This window comes from Methanosarcina sp. A14 (assembly GCF_001729375.1).
Lineage (GTDB): Archaea > Halobacteriota > Methanosarcinia > Methanosarcinales > Methanosarcinaceae > Methanosarcina > Methanosarcina barkeri.
Map to the genome: position 1 here is coordinate 1 of NZ_LZPK01000230.1, position 18,454 is coordinate 18,454.

15 protein-coding genes and 1 tRNA gene are annotated in these 18,454 nt (G+C 41.9%); 4 read left to right on the top strand and 12 right to left on the bottom strand.

Going from position 1 to position 18,454, the window contains the following annotated elements:
- The first annotated feature begins 152 nt into the window (after nucleotides 1-152).
- Nucleotides 153-899 carry a proteasome assembly chaperone family protein gene (locus A9239_RS11235; protein ID WP_048122344.1) on the top strand — a complete coding sequence of 249 codons (747 nt, stop codon included), beginning with the start codon at nucleotides 153-155 and terminating at the stop codon, nucleotides 897-899.
- Nucleotides 900-903: 4 nt separating this feature from the next.
- Entirely contained in the window at nucleotides 904-1,293 is a 390-nt protein-coding gene (locus A9239_RS11240; protein ID WP_048122343.1) for a DUF473 domain-containing protein, read from the top strand.
- A 456-nt stretch (nucleotides 1,294-1,749) separates the two neighbouring features.
- Here the strand turns inward: A9239_RS11240 and thsB are convergent, their stop codons facing one another.
- A complete protein-coding gene (gene thsB, locus A9239_RS11245; protein WP_048122341.1) occupies nucleotides 1,750-3,384 on the bottom strand; it encodes a thermosome subunit beta in 1,635 nt (544 codons plus the stop codon).
- Between the two features lie 709 nt (nucleotides 3,385-4,093).
- Between thsB and A9239_RS11250 the strand changes: the two genes are divergently transcribed.
- A complete protein-coding gene (locus A9239_RS11250) occupies nucleotides 4,094-4,495 on the top strand; it encodes a DUF2795 domain-containing protein (protein ID WP_048122339.1) in 402 nt (133 codons plus the stop codon).
- A 301-nt stretch (nucleotides 4,496-4,796) separates the two neighbouring features.
- On the opposite strand, the gene A9239_RS11255 is transcribed toward A9239_RS11250, so the two are convergent.
- The 10 genes from A9239_RS11255 to A9239_RS11300 form a co-directional block, all read right to left on the bottom strand.
- Nucleotides 4,797-7,844, bottom strand: coding sequence for an FAD-binding and (Fe-S)-binding domain-containing protein (locus tag A9239_RS11255; protein WP_048122337.1), 3,048 nt, complete (start codon nucleotides 7,842-7,844; stop codon nucleotides 4,797-4,799).
- 212 nt (nucleotides 7,845-8,056) lie between these two features.
- Nucleotides 8,057-8,674, bottom strand: coding sequence for a 4Fe-4S binding protein (locus tag A9239_RS11260; RefSeq protein ID WP_176722130.1), 618 nt, complete (start codon nucleotides 8,672-8,674; stop codon nucleotides 8,057-8,059).
- A gap of 6 nt (nucleotides 8,675-8,680) precedes the next feature.
- Nucleotides 8,681-9,040, bottom strand: a complete 360-nt coding sequence (locus A9239_RS11265) for a TrmB family transcriptional regulator (RefSeq protein ID WP_048122335.1) — start codon at nucleotides 9,038-9,040, stop codon at nucleotides 8,681-8,683.
- A gap of 704 nt (nucleotides 9,041-9,744) precedes the next feature.
- Complete coding sequence (locus A9239_RS11270) at nucleotides 9,745-10,968, bottom strand: SufD family Fe-S cluster assembly protein (protein WP_048156538.1); 1,224 nt, start codon at nucleotides 10,966-10,968, stop codon at nucleotides 9,745-9,747.
- Entirely contained in the window at nucleotides 10,950-11,693 is a 744-nt protein-coding gene (locus A9239_RS11275; protein ID WP_048122331.1) for an ABC transporter ATP-binding protein, read from the bottom strand. The genes A9239_RS11270 and A9239_RS11275 overlap by 19 nt, the downstream gene beginning before the upstream one ends.
- A 496-nt stretch (nucleotides 11,694-12,189) precedes the next feature.
- On the bottom strand, nucleotides 12,190-12,852 hold the full coding sequence (locus A9239_RS11280) for an MBL fold metallo-hydrolase (RefSeq protein ID WP_048156535.1): 663 nt from the start codon (nucleotides 12,850-12,852) through the stop codon (nucleotides 12,190-12,192).
- A 9-nt stretch (nucleotides 12,853-12,861) separates the two neighbouring features.
- Nucleotides 12,862-13,833: a DUF128 domain-containing protein gene (locus A9239_RS11285; RefSeq protein WP_048156531.1), complete on the bottom strand. Its 972-nt coding sequence runs from the start codon at nucleotides 13,831-13,833 to the stop codon at nucleotides 12,862-12,864.
- A gap of 548 nt (nucleotides 13,834-14,381) precedes the next feature.
- A complete protein-coding gene (locus A9239_RS11290) occupies nucleotides 14,382-14,888 on the bottom strand; it encodes a DUF5817 domain-containing protein (protein ID WP_048122326.1) in 507 nt (168 codons plus the stop codon).
- 33 nt (nucleotides 14,889-14,921) lie between these two features.
- Nucleotides 14,922-15,596: an undecaprenyl diphosphate synthase family protein gene (locus tag A9239_RS11295; protein ID WP_048122324.1), complete on the bottom strand. Its 675-nt coding sequence runs from the start codon at nucleotides 15,594-15,596 to the stop codon at nucleotides 14,922-14,924.
- A 153-nt stretch (nucleotides 15,597-15,749) separates the two neighbouring features.
- The gene (locus A9239_RS11300) at nucleotides 15,750-16,934 is read right to left on the bottom strand and encodes a redox-regulated ATPase YchF (protein WP_048122322.1); all 1,185 of its coding nucleotides are present in this window, start codon (nucleotides 16,932-16,934) and stop codon (nucleotides 15,750-15,752) included.
- Between the two features lie 173 nt (nucleotides 16,935-17,107).
- Here A9239_RS11300 and A9239_RS11305 point away from each other — a divergent pair.
- A tRNA-Arg gene (locus A9239_RS11305) sits at nucleotides 17,108-17,179 on the top strand.
- Nucleotides 17,180-17,443: 264 nt separating this feature from the next.
- Here A9239_RS11305 and A9239_RS11310 read toward each other — a convergent pair.
- The gene (locus tag A9239_RS11310; protein ID WP_048122321.1) at nucleotides 17,444-18,232 is read right to left on the bottom strand and encodes a winged helix-turn-helix domain-containing protein; all 789 of its coding nucleotides are present in this window, start codon (nucleotides 18,230-18,232) and stop codon (nucleotides 17,444-17,446) included.
- Nucleotides 18,233-18,454: the final 222 nt, after the last annotated feature.

Sequence of the window (18,454 nt, forward strand, 5' to 3'; positions counted from 1 at the left end):
AAAAAAGGGTTCTGTGGTCGGAGCCCGGGTCTATTGTATATTTCTTATTATGTATGTGCAGGAAGTAGCGTAGATCGGACTGCTGAGAAGCTTGTTTATCTAGGATTAGCTCAGATATAATCATAGGGGTTGTATCTCGCTGAGGTGGTTACTTGTCAAATACAGATTATGACAACAACGACGTGAAGATTATTACCAAACCTGTGCAGTCAAAAAATCCTGTTTTGATTGAAGGGTTTCCCGGAATCGGGCTTGTGGGGAATATTGCAAGTCAACATATGATAGAAGAATTGAAAATGGAATACATTGGCTCTATTGAATCAAGGTATTTTCCCTCGATTGCAGTACTTTACGAGGGGCTTATAAATATGCCTGTAAGGATTTATGAAAGCGCGGAACATAACCTGATTGTTGTAATCTCCGATATCCCGATTAGTCACACTGTCTCCTACGATGTTAGTAATGCTCTGGTGGACTGGGCTGAGTCTATTAACGTAAGAGAAATCGCTTCCATTGCAGGCATTGCCATAATGGATGGAGGACAGAAAGTCTTTGGGGCAGCCACCACTCCGGAGATGCTGAACAAAATTAAGGAAAAAGTAGAAGTTTTCCAGATGGGAACTATCTCTGGGATTTCAGGTAGTGTGATGGCTGAATGCCTGCTACGTGGAATTCCTGCATTTAGCTTGCTTGGTGCCACCAGGACCCAGAATCCTGACCCAAGAGCTGCTTCTGCTGTTATCGAAGTTTTAAACGAGCTCTACGGGCTTTCAATAAGTACAGTTCGGCTTATAGAGCAGGCTGAACGTATAGAGGTCGAACTTCAGAGGCTTGCTGAAGATGTTCAGACTGCAGAGCAGAAAGGAGAAGTAAAGAAGGAGTTTCCAATGTACGGGTGATCCCATGGAGTACATCGCGTTAACAGGAATTGCTGATTCTCTTATCGAGATCCTGAAAAAACACCATCTCAGGACTCTTGAGATTCGGAGTCCTCAAAACTTCGTAGGAGTACTCGGGCTCAATGCAGGGGATAATGTTCTCCTGACCTCCACCAGCCTTCAGGACCTCACGAATGGGACTCAGGGTCTCATAGCAAAGGTTGTACAGAAGCAGATTTCGGTTCATTCTATTGTCAGTTCGAATGATTTCTACATTGAAGAACGAGAAGCTATGTCAGCTCGTATCCAGCTTCAGTGCAGATGTATGGCAAGGGTAAGAAATGTTATTTCAAACGAGCTTGGGAAACCAGTCCGGGTAGATGCCAGGGAAATTTCCTGCTATGAAGCCAGATAACAATTTTCACTGGTCATATTTCATTTTAAAAATTCAGTAATACTCGGTATAAAATACTCAAAAACGCCTTTTTTAATTTTTAAATATTTTTGTTTGGAGACCCTAACTTTCTGGTTTGTTTTTTGTTTGAAAAGTCCTGGCCTTTTCTTTATTTTGAACAATTTTCGTGGCTCTATGTATAAATTGAGGTTCTATGTACAAATTGACTTACATAAAAGGAAAATTCATCATTGAAAAAGAATTATGAAAAAAACCTCTAAAACCGAAAAGAATTATGAAAAAAACCTCTAAAACCGATTTCTGAAGCTAATTCTCTTGGAAACAATTTCTGGAAAGAATATTTAAAAAAGATATTTTAAACGAATTCCTGAATGATTATACCAATATTAAAAAGAGAGTTTCAGGAATGCTGGAAATTTCCGGCAATCCTGGATTCCTGGATTTATACTTCTAATTTTACATCATCTCAGGCATTTCGCCGCCTGGGGGCATTGCTCCCGGGCCACCGACTTTGGCTGGGCTGGATGAGGCAATTACATCATCGATTCTGAGAACCATAATTGCGGCTTCAGTGGCTGCATTGATTGCCTGGGTTTTGATCCTAAGAGGTTCGACAACGTTATTTTCGAACATGTCCTCAATCTTGCCAGTGTAAACATTGAGTCCGGCACGCTTGTTTCCTTTCTCGTGCTGGGAGCGCATTTCCACAAGCATGTCAATCGGGTCAAGTCCTGCGTTCTCTGCGAGGGTGCTGGGAATAATCTCGAGAGACTCAGCGAATTTCGTAACAGCAAGCTGCTCCCTGCCTTTAAGGGTTGCTGCGTATTCCTTGAGCCTGAGGGACAGTTCAATTTCTGGAGAGCCGCCACCCACAACAATCTTCTGGTCTTCAAGAGCAACGCCCACTACTCTGAGAGCGTCTTCGAGGGCTCTCTCAATTCCTTCAACTACATGCTCGGTTCCGCCGCGCAGAAGAATTGAGGTAGCTTTGCTGTCCTTGCAGCCTGTAACGAAGGTCATTCTTGAGCCTGTAACGTCTTTTTCCTCTACAAGTCCGGCATGGCCAAGGTCGGATTCCTCAATTTCGTCGAGGCTGGTGATAATCTTTGCACCTGTTGCGCGGGAAAGTTTATCCATGTCGCTCTTCTTCACCCTGCGCATACCAAAGATTCCTGCTTTTGTCAGGTAGTACTGAGCAAGGTCATCGATTCCTTTCTGACAGAAGACAACGTTTGCGCCTGTCTTGATAACCTTGTCCACAATTTCCTTGAGCATTGCTTCTTCCTGGTCTAAGAAGAGCTGCATCTGGTCAGGATTGGTGATCTTTATTTCGGCCTTAGTTTCGGTTTTCTTGAGCTCGATTGGTACGCTTAAGAGCAGGATTTTTGCGTTCTCCACTACTTCGGGCATAGCTGGGTGGACACGCTCTTTATCAACAATTACACCGTCGACAATTTCGGAATCCTTGATACTTCCACCGGGTCTCTTTTCCACCTTGATGTCCTCGATGTCTACAGTGATCTTTCCATCTTCGCTTATCTCAGCAACTGACTTAACGGCCTTGACTGCAAGCTTGGAGAGATGTTCTTTTTGAGCCTCTGCGCCTTTTCCTGTTATGGCTGTGGCTGCAATCTTTTCGAGAGTCTCGGTATCCTCAGGAGATGCACTTACAGTAATGGTATCGATTATCTTTGTAGCCTGGTCTGCTGCAAGCCTGTAGCCGCTTGCAATTACTGTTGGGTGTACTCCGCTTTCAAGCAGGTCTTCTGCCTTTGTCAGGAATTCCCCTGCAAGTACGGCTGCGGTGGTTGTTCCGTCTCCTACTTCGGCATCCTGGGTCTTGGCTACTTCTACGATCATCTTTGCACCTGGGTGCTCGATGTCCATTTCTTTGAGGATTGTTGCTCCGTCGTTGGTGATAACAACATCACCCATGGAGTCTACAAGCATCTTGTCCATACCCTTGGGCCCAAGAGTGGTTCTTACTGCTTCAGCAACCGCCTTTGCGGCCATAATATTGTTGTGCTGGGCATCGGAACCATGGGTTCTCTTGCTGCCTTCCCTTAAAATAAAGATCGGTTGTGCTGCCAAGCTTTAATCTCCTTTTAATGATATGAATTTATATGAATTTTTATTAATTGTATTCCTGAGCACGTTACCTTTGTGCGTATTTTCCTATTCTTAATGCAAGCACTTCTATATAAGAATTTCTCTGGAGCGTAAAATCTCATTTTAAAAAAAAGGGGCTCCTGGATCTTTTAATGGCTTCTCTGGGTTATTCTTCCCGGTGTATAAAGAGTCTATCAAGAGTCTGTCCGAAAATCAATAATAAAACATCGCAACATTTGCAATAAAGTTGGTTTCAAAAATTCCGACGACTTGTATTTTAAATCAAAAGCAGATTTTATTCATCTCCATTAATCTTGCTTTCTCTATTCTAAGATATTTGTCCAGATATATGTTGTTTTTATAAGCACTTCTGAAAAGTAAGAGATTTCTTGGGAAAAATACCATTTAGTGAGTAAATATATGCTAATATCTGACTGAATAACATCGGCATTTAATTTATATCGGTTTCTTATTTATATTTCTCTAGATATTATATTTGATAAATACTATCTTCTTGTTGATACAATTTGAAATCACTCTCACTGGCACATAAAAGGACTATAAATCAAACATAAATCAACAGATGCAGGTGTAAAATTGTATCAAATTGATTCAAATGTTTTAAGTGGACAAATTCAACAGAAAATAAAACCAAAATACGGGGTAAAACCAAAATACGGGGGAAAATCAAATGCAGGAAAGTGCTACTGAAGTACATAATGCGATTCAAAAAGCTTTACAAGCTTTTCAAGAGATGAAATATCCTGTAACAAAATGGCAACTTATTGATAAAGCTAAAAGTCTTAATGCCCGTAACGAAGTAATACAAGCTATTGAAAATATTCCAGACAAGGAATACCACAGTTCTTCGGATGTCCTCCAGGAATTCAAAGGTATTCAGAATGTTATGCAAGCTTTTAGAGATGTGAAGTTCCCTGCAACAAGGAGTCAACTTATAGAGGAAGCTAAAAAACTTAATGCTCGTAGTGAAGTGATAAACGTTCTCGAGTCTTGTTCAGACCGGGAATACACAAACTTTTCCGATGTCATCAAGGAATGTAAGGGTAAAGGTGAATTGGCAAAGCCGCGGTAAATACAATACCTTAATTCATGGATGAGTTCATCAAGGTAGTTTCAGCCAGATTGAGAAGTCTATGAATCGTCCAAAAATAATTTTATTTCCAATCCTGTTCTGGTGGGAATAGAAAGTGCTTGTGAAAAGTGTCTGGCTTACCTAAAAGAGCAATCTACTGATACTTTTACTTACCTAAAAGAGCAATCTACTGATAGTTTTTAAAAAGTAAAATCTTAAAAAATTGATTGAAGGGATGTTAAAGTTCTCCCTTCGACTTTTTCTGAACAGATTTTTTTCTGCACAATTTGTGCAAAAATGCTTAATGCGTTTTTATGTACTCAATCATGCGCGGAGTAAGCAGTGGAATCAGCTCAGGAAGCATATTTGGCATCAGGTTATCCATAGCCTTCGGCATAAGGACAGGAAGCTGCTCTCTCATGTAATCAGGCATAGGAACTTTCTTTTCTACAGCTTTGAGCATGTCAGGCATGACTTTTGGCATGACTGAAGGCATTAGCTTTGGCATCATGATCGGCATCATTGGTTTCATCAGAGCATCCATGCCTGGCACATATTTGACCATCTTCATCATTGCCTGAAGTGATGCTGGCATCGCTGCCATCATCTGGGGCATGAGTTCAACCATCAGATTGGCCATATTCTCAGGCTGCATGAGGGCGATCATCTTTTCAAAGGGAGCCCAGGATTCCAGAGTATAGGCGGTTGAGTCCGGGAGGTTATACCCAAGGCTCCTTGCCACCAGGGCACCCAAATCCTGAATCTCGATATCAAGATTGTTTTCCTTCGCTGCTACACGGAACTGGAAAACGCAACACGGGCAAAGCGCTGCAACGATGTCGGCTTTAACATCAAGGGCTTCTTGGAGTCTCATATCTCCCAGTTTGTATGCAACAGGGGGCTCGGCAATAAGGCTTACAACTGAACCACAGCAGTGAGCTCTTTCCCGGTTGTATTCAAGTTCCCTGAACTTTATTCCGGGTATAGCTTTGAGCAGTTCTCTAGGCGGCTCGTACACTTTGCCTCCTGCCCTGCCAATGTGACAGGAATCGTGCCAGGTTACCACTTTATCCAGAGGCTGTTTGAACTTTGGTTTCAGGACATCGAGACGATCCGCGAGCACTTCAGAGTAATGTTTTGCCTCAAGCCCGTATTCGATTCCCAGCTTTTTCGCCCACTGGGGATAAACTGTATGCCACATCAGCCAGCAGGCAGGGCAGGAAGTTATTACGGTTTTTACACCTCTCTTTTTCATGTTCGCGATGTTCATTCTCATTGTCTTTTCAAAAACATCCCACCTTCCGGCAACGAGCATGGGAATTCCGCAGCAGGATTCTTTGTCAAAGAGTCCTGTAAACTCCACACCTGCATCATCAAGCATACGGACAGCCCCGACAGCTACATCTTTTTCAACAAAGGACGCCGTACAGCCCGCAAAATAGGCATAATCGGCTTTATCCTTCATCTTTGCCCTGATATCCTCCGGAATCCATTTGTCCCGGTCTTTTCTGTAGTTTGCCCAGATGTTCCTCTCTTTAAGAAGGCTTGCAGCCATGATTTCAAAGGGTGGGAAGGTCATCTTTTTCTCTTCTATAACCAGCTTTTTGCGCATGGTCATCCAGGCATCTTCGATCGGCATATCCAGCTCACATCGGGAGTCACACATCTGGCAGGTTGTACAGCCGAGGAAGGTATTTGTCTGTCTCTGGTCAAGTTTTTCCCGGCCTGCCAGGTATTCCTTGATAAAGAACCATTTTCCACGAGGTGATTGTGATTCCCATCCTCTGCCGTAGTACTGGTCGCACTCGCTCACACAGTACCCGCACTGAGAGCAGGAATAGGCAAGTTCTGCGACTTCTGCGGGGATCTCTTTCTCGTCTTTGAAAGAAACCTTCCCAATTCCTGACATGTTTCCGACTATTCTGGCAAAAGGTTCAAAGGCAGAGCCCATTGATACGGCAGTGTTCAGGAGTCCTTTTCCCTCCAGGGTTTCAGGGTTCATGATACCGTTTGGATCAATTTCCTTTCTCAGGGCCTCGATTTCAGCAAGCCTTTCCCCAAAGACACTTTTTCTCTTTGAAGCGAAGAAAATCCCTGATGAATAAGCTCTTCCGCCATTATCTTCTGCAATCTTCAAAATGCTCAGAGAAAGAGCAAAAGCTGTATTAAAGAGCACGGAGCGCTCTGAATGGCGCATGAAACAGAGGAGGACCACGTACCCATCGTTTATAACCATGCCTTCGGTAAGCACAGGCAATTTGATTTTCTTCCCCATTTCTTCAAAAGCTTTGTCCATTTTCTCAAGAGGCACCAGGACTTCTGCCGGGATAAACGAAGGCCCCAGTCTCTTTACTTTCATGGACTTGAACCATTCCTCGGTCTCGTATTTTGCAATTTCTTCCGGAAGAATTGTCCCGCCTGCACCTTCGATTGCTTCTTTCAGGCCGGAGACGTCTCTCGAGGCAGGGTACATGAAAGTTGAAACGTAAGAGACCGGTAACATTGGTCTGTCTTTATCCACTACTTCTTCATAGTGGAGTTTCCTGGGCGCTTTATTCTTCATATCCGCCCATTCAGGGTTCAGGAAGGAAATTGACCAGAGAGGAATATTTTTTCTTTTTATATCTTCGACTGCGTTTTTCAGGGCTGAAGCACTTGGGAAACTGGCAGAAACAGCCTTTCTTTCTTCGAATTTCTGGACTTTCAGGGTAATCTCGGTAATGATGCCTATAGTTCCCATTGTCCCGATTAACTTTTTCAGTTCAGGACCTGAAAACTCCCGGATTTCTCCTGTGGGAAGCACAACTCTGGCTTTTTCCATGCTCTTGTGGCCCCAGCCAAACTCATAACTTCCGTAACCGGCTCCGCTCTGGGACAACCATCCTCCAACTGTCGAAGAAGGAGCACTTGAAGGAATTGCTTGTAATGACAGTCCCTTTTCTTTTAGTTTCCTTTCAAGCTTTTCCCAGATTATACCGCTTTGCACAACTGCTTTCTGCCCTTCGGTATCGACGTTTATGATCTTATTCAGTGGTGTAACATCGGCAACGATTCCTCCCTTTGTTGGGATCACTCCTCCGTATCCGGAAGAGGCTCCTGCGCGGGGTACAACCGGAATCTTATGTCTGTTTGCGAATTTAAGGAGCTTTACTGCGTCTTCCTCAGTCCGGATTTTTACGACAGCTGCAGGGTCGGTATTCCCAATTACCTTCTTAACAAGTGGGGGTAAAGCTCCGATATCGTGGTTGTAATAATGGCGTTCGCGTTTGTCAAGATTGATATATTCCCCAAAGAGTTCGGAGATTTCTTTTTTTTGAGCTTCTGAAAGTTCCGCTACACGACTTGTCATGTTTTTTCTCCTTTTTCTCCTAATTTAGCTAATTTGTAGACACTTTCCAGTATGCACATTTTGTTATGCTAAAGTCTAATTCCGGAAGTGTTTTCCGTCTCCCCTATATTTTACTATATAAGTGGTGATAATAATACTTATTATATTTGTCCAGGGTCATTCCGTTTTTCTATTTCTATAAATAAACAATAAAAATTAATAAACATAGAATTTCAAAATTTCAGGGCATCTTTAGGACAGGTATCCACACAACGCCCACATTTAATACAGTCAGGGTTTGTAGCATTCTGAGTGATTTTCAGCTGCATGGGGCAAACTTTCTCACATTTTTTACAGCCAATGCATTTTTCCTTTTCGAGTTTAAGAGGATACTTTTTACCACCAAGCAGGCGTTGAGCTGTCCCCATAGGACAGAAGGAACACCAGGTTCTTGGGCTCAGGTAACTGCCCAGAAGAGTTGCTATTGCAGTTGTTACCAGGCACATCATCACAAACACCATGCCGATTTTCTCAAAAGCATTAAGGCTTCCAATAGCGTTTGAGATTCTGTATCCCATAAATCCCATTAGCAGGAAAAATATTGGCAGGCGGATCCACAGGGAACGCAGAGTGGCAGGTATCTTCTTTTTCCTTGAGATCTTGCTGACCCAGAAATCAACAAAACTTCCCCTAGGGCAGAGGTTTCCACAGAACCATCTACCTCTGAAAGGACTAATCAGGAAAATTGCTGCAAAAACCACTAGCAGGAAGTACCCAAGTACTGGATACCAGAGCCCTCCTATGGAAACGATAAGAACTATAACTCCCAGGTAAGGCGTTATTTTAAGCAAAGTGAATCAAACTCCGTTTCCCCATTTTTCAAGTTCCTGTCCGAGCCTTTCAGCCCAGGAATTCACTACGGTCATGATGATATTTTTTATTTTAGCCCTTGAGTTGACCTTATACTTGAAAACATAGCCTCCTCCATCCAGGTTCTGCTGCGACCTTTGCAGAATTTCTTTCTCATGCAGTTTTTTGACGGAGCGCTGGATTGTGGAAATATCCAGCTTTAAGACTTTTGAGAGAAAATCAGTATCAACCCACTGCTCTTTCTCATTTAAAAAGTACTTCATAACCTTAAGGTCAGCCTTTGTAAGGTTAAGGGCGCATTTGATTACGTCTTCTATTTTGAACTCTTTACAGGCAAAGTCTATCATTTCAATCCCTCTAAATCACTACAGTACTGTAATACTCTCACCGCCGTATATATACAATGTCAAGTACTGTATTGTCCAGCAAAAAATAGGAAGTACTGCGGTTTTTAGTGTGTTTTTAACCTTGCCGCCTTGCAGAAAAATAAAAAGAGCGCACATAAAAAGGAGAGTGAGTAAAGACTCTTCGTCGTGCCTTTATAAAATGAGGTTTTTGTCTGATGACTTCGATATCTTATTCATTCATTAATTTCATGGAAACATTTTTATACTTCTTTCTTTAATTTGCGAACTGCGGTTTAATGAGCAGATTAAACTTTAAGGCTTTCTTTTTCACAGGAAAACCCTATTCTCTTTGTGTTCAGCTCATTAAAGTCCACAAACATTCAACAAAAGACCGGTAGGTTTCTCCTTTTTCCCTACCGGTTTCACACACCCGGTTCCAGAATATTCTGGTTCGGAAAAGTTGTATCCCGATTTAGTTTTTCTATACTCCTTTTTCTCTAGGACTTACGCACTTAAGAACCAAAATCAATCACGTCAAAGACTGTAGATTAAAGCCATGTTCTAGACAGGTAATGGTTTGATGCTGTTTATTCTTTAGTCCTTCAACTGCGTAAGTCCTATTCTCCTTATCCGATATCACTGTTCAATCTTTATCTTAAATTATATCTGTTTTGGATTCTGTTTTGGATTATATTCATTTTGCATTACATTCCAAAGGCTGTCTGTGTAATTGTATTTTCGATTTCTTTCTTCAGTTCCTCCGGAATTCCTCGTATTCCTACATCCAGGAACCCGCGCACGATCATGCCTACCGCTTCATCTTCGGTAAGGCCTCGGGCCATAAGGTACTCCACCTGGTCTTTAGCAATTTTTCCAACGGCGGCCTCGTGAGTAAGTTCGACATCGTCTACGTTTGCTTCAAGGATGGGGATTGCAAGCTGGCTTCCTTTGTCGGAAAGGACAAGGCCTTTGCATTCAAGGTGTCCTTTTGCTCCTTTTGCATTGCCTATCATTTCTCCTCTTGCAATTACTCTTCCACCGATTGTAATAGTCCTTGATATAAGCTCAGCCTTTGTGCCAGGTGCATTGAAAATAGCCTTGCTTCCGAGATCCAGTTCAGAACCTGAATGGGCAATGGCTATAGTATTTAGCCTGGTAACTGCTCCTTCCCCTTCAAGTTTGACAGTCGGATATGTCTGCACAGAACGGACAGGTTTCAGGCAGATATAGTTGCTTACGTAGGTCCCTCCTTCTTCGACTTTGATTACTGTCCTTGGCCTGACCCCTATCTGCTCAGCCCAGTTGTGAATCATTGTGAAGTTCAGGGTAGCTCCTTTTTTTACGTACATTTCGGAAATTCCCAGGTGCAGACCTTCTTCCACTCCCTTTTTAGACGTGCAGCCTGTAATTATGTCAAGGCTGGCGCCTTCTTCGACTATCACAATGTTATGTACGGTCTGGAAAATTTTATCTCTCCCGAGCAAAAGACAGGTCTGGACTGGCAGAGACGATTTCTTTCCAGCAGGCACCCGGATAAAGTATCCGTCCGCATTTTCAAGGTAAGTTTTTGCGGTGTATTTGTCGGTATCAACAGATACAAGCTTCCAGGAGTACTCTTTAAGCCATTCGTATTTTTCCAAAGCTTTTTGGGTAGACATCAGTTCTACATTTTTATCTTTCAGAGAAGAATGCGATACTGCATTATCAAGCACTATCAGACTGCCGGATCGGCCTTCTTCGCTAGGCACGACTCCTACCTGAAGCAGGGTTTTTTTGCTTTCCTCATCAAGGGTCTGGAGGTCTTCTATAGGCCTGCTAATCCTGGAACCTTCCTCAAATTTTTCCAGCTCAAAATCTTCTCCAAAAGCTGCCTTTTTCTCGACTGCGCTTTCAGCACGCTTTTTCAGGTTCACTTCATCAGTCTGCATTTTATACACTCCTCATACCCTCTGTTCTTGATCTCTTTCAGCATCTTCAGGGGGTTTCCTGAACACATAACTGTCCCGTTGCAAAGGATGTATCCCCGATCTGCGTTTACATAATCCAGAATCTGGCCTGTGTGAGTGATTATAAGGGCGGATTTGCCTTTCTCGCAACTTTCGCCAGGGCAGTTCAGCCCTTCTTCAAGCAGTTCCTTTATTGTCATTCCTACCTGTTCTATGCTTACGAGGTCGACTCCGGATTCCGGCTCGTCAAGCAGGTAAAGGCTCGGGTTCTGGGCTGAAAGTTGCAGAAGTTCTGAACGTTTGATTTCTCCTCCCGAAAAGCCCACATTCACATCCCTGTCCATAAAGCGCTTCATATCCAGATTCTCGGCAAGGGCCTCTGGATCTTTCATTCCTTTTGATAATACCTTTACAAGATTCTTTAGTTTAATTCCGGTCATATTCGGAGGGCGCTGCATCATAATTCCAATTCCGAGGCGGGCTCGTTCATCTACCGACAGGCCGGTAATATCTTTCCCGTTAAACAGAATTCTGCCTTTCACAACTTTGTATTCGCTGAAGCCCATGATCGTTCTCATCAGAGCTGACTTTCCGGCTCCATTTGGCCCAAAAAGCACATTGGTATATCCTTTTTTGACTTCGAGGTTCACGTCATGAAGCAAAATTTTTCCGTTAACCTCTACAGCCAGATCCTCTATTTTTAGCATCGATATTTTCTCCCTTTATTTCATTTTTAATACGAGTCCCCTCTACTTTTTGTTCATTTACATAAAATAATGCTTGAAAGTAAATTTATTCAAAGTGCACTTTAGATGGCTGGAAAAACGTCAAGAACCGAACAATTTCAGCATATTTTCCCACCTTCCGTTATTTCCCACCAAATCCTATATTCTTTTTAGAGGACATTCTATTTCTAACTATAGATTCTTTATTAATTTTCTGTAACTTTTTTGTATTCCTTAAAAGTATAATGTTAAAATCCAGAATTTAATAAAATGTATTTCAAATGCAGGAGTATAAAGAAAGTAAAATTCCTAAAATAGAAGTTTTTAATTTGTTTAGAATATTTGTCTTTGTACAAAACCTATCTAATTAGCTTTGACTAAATCTATATTGAATGTGCAAAAGTATCTCAGGTAATTCAGTTTAAATAATTGTATATTCTTTATTTCAAAGAATTTCTACATAACCAAATATTTTAATTTATTCCAGGTCCAAGCGCAGACCGGCTTTGATTTCAACAAATTTTGCCGGAAATATCTCTTTTATTTTTTCTCTATGAACGGTACAATGCCCTGCTGCAATGAGTTCCATCCCTCTCAGTCTTTCAAACTCCTCGTTATCGTGAAGACCCCCTAGAATTCCCTTTACTTTTCCGTAACGACTGGCAGTATCCAGGATTGCGGCAAGCCCGGGGTGAGCACAGCCTGTAAGTACGTAAGATCCGTTTCCCGTATCCAAAATAAGAGCCTGCTCCTTCACCTTATCTCCAAGTTCCCCTGTACTCCTGATACACTGGGAGATTTCTACAGGCTCTTTTATTTCGATCAGCATTGCCCGTTTCTTTATTTCGTTCTTCAGATTCTCCGAAAAAGAAGTAGGAACATATACCTCAAGCCCGGGATTTGCCTGAAGAACCTCAGGAAGGCCTCCTATATGGTCCCAGTGCTGGTGAGAAAGAATTAGTTTTCCGATGCCTGCTGGATCAATGTTTAGCCTCTTCATATGTCTCAGGAGGAGAGGCCCATCCCATCCTGTGTCAAAAAGAAGGGTTTCACGACTTGTTTCAATAAGAGCTGCAAAACCCCAGCTTCCTGTAAAACCCTGACTTGCTTTGTTGTCATAAATTACAGTAAGCCTGAACATTTGGATTCCTCAGATTTCTGTCATGGTTTTATATTCCATAACAGTAGAAACAGGATTTGTCTCCATTTTAATTCCGGTCTCTTCAAGGGCGCAGATGCCATTAATGCCTCCTACGATTGCGATTCCGAACTTCCCGGTTTCAACGGGAGCTCCAAGTAAAGTTTCACCAACTTCTCCCGGAGGGAAATAACCCGCAAGGCCCATTTTTTCTACATTTTTCATAACTTCTTTAGCCCTGTCGTGAGCCGAGGAGTTGATCTGTCGCATATTGGCAAGAATTTTCCCTTCCCCTTTTTCAAGCACGTCAAGGACAGAAGTGGTCTTTCTGCTCATGAAAATTTGTATCGGGTCAATTGAAGTCCCACTGTAGGAAATCAAATCTGAAAACCGTGCAGGTTTTCGATTTTCTATCTGAAGAATTCCGCCGTAAGCAGGTTCCACAGGGATGCCTGCTTTGAGAAGGAGCCCGTCAAAAGCAACGCTGCAGACCGTAGCTATTCCAACTTTTCCGGGAGGCAGGGAAATCAGTTCTTCATCTTCTTCGATGACTCTCACTCTTGGGCTTATCATATACCCTTCGTGTGCAGTGTATGAAATCAACTCAATAACAGTCTCTAAATCGTCCTTATCAAAGTATGAAATATTTACAGGCACTACTCCTTCATTGGTCGCGGGGTTATATGTTGTTCTGAAAGCCATCTCTTCTATTCGGGATATTACAAAGCCAAACCGGTCTGCGATGAGGGCGTCATTCATCTCCCTTTCTCCAAGTTCGGTAAGTGTACGTCCTGCATATCCATGTTTGCTTGTGAACCCTCTCTCGTCCAGGATCCTCAGATGGTAGCGGACAGCCCGCTCTCCTATATCATAGCCCCGGTTATTAAGTTCATCAGCTATTGCCCGGGCACCTATAGGCTTGTCACTCTCGTGAATTACCCTCATAATTTCAATGAGTTTTCGCTCAATTTGCGGATCCATCATGTTTAACACCGTTATGATTTACAATAAAAATGAATTGACTTGATTGTGACAAAATTTTATAATTTTCAAATAAGCTCTGAGTAAAGCCTGTTCTCTCCTGGCTTGCCCAAAACCGATTTAGTTCTTATTTATATTCAATTATAGTAAATCTTTTCGTAGTTAATATATTTTATCTCCCTAATCGCGTCCCCGAGTCCCGTCTCGGGAGGACGGAGCCCTTTTCGCTACGCTCAAGAGGGCTGAATTATGGTCAAGATAAATTGTTTTTCAATTTGCTGAAAAGGGCTGATTTACCTGCAGCCGTTTTAAAAAGGTTTGATCGAAAACGTTGTTACTGTGTGATCAACCGGCGCAACGGTTGCGCTTAAGAGGGTTGAATTATAATGAAAGTGTTTTAAATAAGCCATGAGGGCAAACTTATGGTCAAGAAAAGTTGATTTTTAACTCACCCAGGGGCTGCTTTATCCGAATTTTATTTTGGTTCTAGAATTCGGGGGGTTTAAGGTTATACTGGGTTATATGAAGGTGGCTGTGTTTAATTATATCCTTCATACAATTTTTATAATTCCTGGTTGGGGGGAGTAAAGTTCTCCTGCTTCCAGGAGGTTTTTGAGAAGTGTTTCGAATTTTTCTTGAGTTATTCCTTTTTCGAGAGCTTTCTGTTTAAGTTCTTCTTTTTCTATTTTTCCACCAGTGGTGTTCAGAATCTCTATAAAAATTGATTTTGGGTCTTTTTTTATAGGGAAAGGATTGGAAGGGCTTTTTTCGGGGAGTTTGAGGTTTTTTACTGGGAGTTTAGCTTTGAAGATTGAGGTTTCATACTTTTTGGGAGGTGAGATTAGTGAAAAGTTTTCGTTGACTTTTCCGGAGATTTCAGCTTGAAGGTGAGTTCGAAAAATCACTGCGTCTTCGAGATCTTCGGAAAAGTGGAATACCTTCAGTTTTCGGGTTTGCAGGAGAGTGCCGCAATGCTGGCATTTCAGGGTCTTTTTTCCGGTTTCTGTGATCTGGGCATGCTGTCGGCATTTCGGGCACACAATTACTGCGTAGCGCATATTTTTGTGCTTTTGTCCAAATTCCAGCTCAACTCACCTTCCGTATCTTCTCTTTCTTTTCTGATAGTCCCTCATAGCTCTCAGCAGATCGACCTTTCGTACATCTTTCCAGTTAACATCTGTAAAATAAAGTTCCGAATAAACTGACTGCCACACCAGGAAATCCGAAAGGTTCTGCCCTCCCGAACGGATCATGATATCAGGCTCGTGGTTGACAAGGAGATGAGATTCAAGCATTTTTTCGTCCACTTCTTCAGGCATGACAGTCCCTGCTTTAACTTCCTCAAGGATTGTCAGTACAGCCCTCATAATTTCATCTCTTCCCCCAAATCCCAGTGATACATAAACAAGAAAATCATTTCCGGGAGCAATGCTATTTACTTCTCCGTCAGCGCCATATATTCTATAACCTGTGCCGGCATGCAGACTCGAAAAGTTCTTTTCCAGCTTTGCTTTGAGCGTTGATATGACTTCGGCTTTTAAAGCCGGATCAGTTTTCAGGATGTCTACATAGACGCTCACAATTTGGACCTTGAATTTTCTAAAAATGTTAAGTGTGGATGTGAGCCTCTCGATTCCTTCAGGGTCAAAAAGGTCAGTTTCCTTGAGTATGATTGCTACATGCCTGGGAATATTTGAAAATTCTCTGGCTATTTGCCAGGTCAGGTACCTCTCATAGACCGGGTATGCAAAAGAAAGTAAATCCATCTGAAAAATATCCTCCCTGACAAGCTAAAGCAATCCACTATTTCATCTTTTCTGTTATTCATCTCAACTTCATAATTCTTTCCAGACCTGTTCCGTATGATCTGTTCCAAATGACAAATTTTTCAGGTCTATCGAGTCTATTATTGGGTTTATTTACTTTGCAGTGGATACGATCTTGATTACATCACCGTTTTTCAGTTCATGCTTTTCCCCAAGCCTGAGCCTTGTCCTTGCATCTACCGCGTATAAAAATCTGTCTCCGATGTCAGTATGTATCTGGTAAGCAAGATCATGGCAGGTAGAACCCCTTTTCATAAGGTAGGCATCAGGAAGCATATTCCCACTTTTATCGGACCACTTTCCTTCATCTTCTACGGGGTATACAACAATGAGGTCCAGAAGCTCGAAGACAGTCCTGTTTATGCACTCCTGGACACCTGTACCGCCAAGTCTCGCAATCACTTTATGAATAGCTTCGAGCCCTTTTTTCTGGGCTTTTGTAAGGTCTCCACCAAGCACTTCGAATTTCCGGTCTCCAGGACTGTATTTAATAAGCTCGTTTTTTGCTGCAGACTTAAGTGCCAGTTCGGCTGCTGCACTTACAGAGACTACTATTTTATCAAGGTCTTTAAGCCTGTCCAGGTTTTCTCTTGAGGCGATGTCAGATTTATTTGCGGCGATAAGCATAGGCTTGCTGATCTCTCTCATTGTGTCGCAGAGCCGGATCATATCTTCTTCGTTCCATTTAACATGGTCCAGCCTTGCAAGCCCTGTTTCTATCAAAGCTGCATTCACATGAGATTCTCTTATTCCTGCACCGGCAAGCTGTTCTGCAATTACAACTTCGAGCTTGAGCCCTTCGGCCTGAATTTTTCTCGCAAGTTTAACCCAGTTTCTTTCCAGAATGCCATAAAGCCACATTGTGATTTCCCTGTTCAGGAAAGCTACATCTTCAAGAGGGTCATGATCTCCTATATCTACAGGGTTGCCCTCAGCGTCAGTCCCGCCTGAGGCGTCTACTACATGAATAATTGCCTGAGCCTGTCTAAGTTCATCCAGAAAAGTATTCCCAAGTCCCCTTCCTTTGTATGCATCAGGGACAAGTCCAGCAACGTCAATTATATCAATCGGGACGAGCCTCACCCCGTCTACACACTTTCCACATCTCTTTTCCTTTTCTTTGCAGGGACATTCAACCCGCACATAGGTAACTCCGTGATTAGCATTAATAGTTGTAAAAGGATAATTTGCAATTTCAACATCTGCAAGTGTAGCAGCTTTGAAAAAAGTGGATTTTCCCGCATTGGGTTTTCCCGCAAGTCCTATAGTCATTGACATAAATTATAAAAACGAACTTGTTGCATTTAATCTTTATTGATAGTGATGTTAGAGAAATAGGATTTTTTCCTCAACTTCCGAGCCGAGGTCAGAACTGCAAATTAGGGGTTAAGTCGTCTCTTGAAGAATAAAGTTTATATCCTTGAATGTGCTTATCAGTGTTGCTCGCTTCTGTCCCGATAGGGTAGTGGATATCCTTGAGGCCTGCGGAGCCTTAGACCTGAGTTCAAGTCTCAGTCGGGACGTAAATTCTTATTTTAAAGTTCTGTTATCTATTAGATTTTCATTTTACTCTTTTGATTCTTTCTTTGCTTCAATTTTATAATGGAATACTTTACGCCTGGAAAGATATTTGACTGCTTTAGCAGTACAGGATAAAAATCAATTTGATAAAATTACTGGACACATGCCTTTTTATTGATGAGGCCAAGAATCACGAATTGAAGAAAAAACAGAAATAAAGTATTCCATAGTAAAGTGAGATGGAAATAATTGATATCGCGATTTTTTTACACTTTGGTAATGGGTCTCGCTATACCCTTGTAGTGATTGAAAAGGTCTTTTCCCCATCTAAGTGCACTTTCATCAAAACTTACCAGGTTATGATTGTAGTAAATTCCACTGTTGCAGAAGAGGGAAAGCGCCATGAACTTTTCCGTGACTATGCTTGAAGCAATTTTCATATTATTATTATTGCAGACATAGAGTTTGGTATGTTTCAGGTTCAGGAAATGTTCAAGTTCCTTCTTGTAGTCATTGAGCATTCTATCATAAACGTATTCTGTAAACACCAGGGTTATGTCCGTGCCTTTTGCTGCAAGCTCTATACATAGGGACGGATAGATGGGTAGGAAAAAGGAGGATGAAATCCTAACATTCTCTGATTCTGAAAGATATTTTACAACTTCTTTTGGATATTCAAACACATGGTTTCGGTCAGGGTTTACTTCAATATAGTTCCCAAGCTTTCCGATCTCGTCGAGAAACTCAGGAGGAATTGATGTCATATCCTGGTTTATCCAGTAATCGTGGTTTTTATCAAAAACGTTGAATGTTTCAAGAATTGTTTTCATCTTCGGAACCAGAATTTCGCCGATACTGGAAAGTTTATAGAGTCTGTTACTCTCAACAATAAGATCCCGCTTCATCAGTATCTTTATCTGAGTCATTATTGGGCTCGAGCGGACATCAAGCGTATTTTTGATTTCTTCGATGTTCTTGGGTCCGTCCAGAAGTAATAAAAGTAGATTTTTCCTTTTTTCTGAAAGAAAGAGAACATCCAGTAATGATGAATCCATCTGATTCCCTCTCTTAGGTCTCACCTGTTATATGTGACATCATATATATCTCTATACTAGAAGACTCTGAACTTTTTACCTTTATCCTTGCCATTGTAATTTTTAATGAGATAGGAGTTACGCAGTTGGCTCCTAGCATATTGTTTTTTCCAAACTTTCAAATATTTGAATTAATTTAACGTGTATTGGGGATTCCTTAAGTATTCTGTCACTGCCACTCTT

Bases quoted from the DNA above. Each gene is read 5' to 3' on its own strand.
- A9239_RS11285 (WP_048156531.1), bottom strand. From the start codon at position 13,833: ATGATGGATCCGCAAATTGAGCGAAAACTCATTGAAATTATGAGGGTA.
- A9239_RS11270 (WP_048156538.1), bottom strand. From the start codon at position 10,968: ATGCAGACTGATGAAGTGAACCTGAAAAAGCGTGCTGAAAGCGCAGTC.
- A9239_RS11300 (WP_048122322.1), bottom strand. From the start codon at position 16,934: ATGTCAATGACTATAGGACTTGCGGGAAAACCCAATGCGGGAAAATCC.
- A9239_RS11240 (WP_048122343.1), top strand. From the start codon at position 904: ATGGAGTACATCGCGTTAACAGGAATTGCTGATTCTCTTATCGAGATC.
- A9239_RS11265 (WP_048122335.1), bottom strand. From the start codon at position 9,040: ATGATAGACTTTGCCTGTAAAGAGTTCAAAATAGAAGACGTAATCAAA.
- A9239_RS11295 (WP_048122324.1), bottom strand. From the start codon at position 15,596: ATGGATTTACTTTCTTTTGCATACCCGGTCTATGAGAGGTACCTGACC.
- A9239_RS11250 (WP_048122339.1), top strand. From the start codon at position 4,094: ATGCAGGAAAGTGCTACTGAAGTACATAATGCGATTCAAAAAGCTTTA.
- A9239_RS11255 (WP_048122337.1), bottom strand. From the start codon at position 7,844: ATGACAAGTCGTGTAGCGGAACTTTCAGAAGCTCAAAAAAAAGAAATC.
- A9239_RS11275 (WP_048122331.1), bottom strand. From the start codon at position 11,693: ATGCTAAAAATAGAGGATCTGGCTGTAGAGGTTAACGGAAAAATTTTG.
- A9239_RS11290 (WP_048122326.1), bottom strand. From the start codon at position 14,888: ATGCGCTACGCAGTAATTGTGTGCCCGAAATGCCGACAGCATGCCCAG.
- A9239_RS11310 (WP_048122321.1), bottom strand. From the start codon at position 18,232: ATGGATTCATCATTACTGGATGTTCTCTTTCTTTCAGAAAAAAGGAAA.
- A9239_RS11280 (WP_048156535.1), bottom strand. From the start codon at position 12,852: ATGTTCAGGCTTACTGTAATTTATGACAACAAAGCAAGTCAGGGTTTT.